The sequence below is a fragment of the Skermanella sp. genome, from assembly GCF_059503625.1.
This window is the reverse complement of the sequence record NZ_JCACHA010000067.1, coordinates 1-254: the sequence shown is the minus strand read 5'-3', so window position 1 is coordinate 254 and position 254 is coordinate 1. Positions and strand designations below refer to the sequence as shown.

The 254-nt window shown below is 67.3% G+C and carries 1 pseudogene; it reads left to right on the top strand.

What is annotated here, in order from left to right:
* A pseudogene (locus AC5JJ6_RS01840) lies at positions 1 to 254 on the top strand (amidohydrolase); the annotation flags it as partial.

Below are 254 nucleotides of genomic sequence, written 5' to 3'. Positions count from 1 at the left end.
GCGGGCGACGCCTGGAACGTGATCCCGGAAACCGTGAATATCCGCGGAACTGTTCGGACTTTGGACCGGGAAGTGCAGAAAGGCATGGAGCCGGCGCTGCGGCGGATCTGCGAAGGACTGGCGCATGCCCATGGCATCGCCATGGACCTGACCTACACCTACGGCTACCCGGTCACGGTCAACACCGCCGCCGAGACGGAGTTCGCCCGCGAGGTGGCGGGGCAGGTGGTCGGCGCGGACAATGTCCGGCCGGC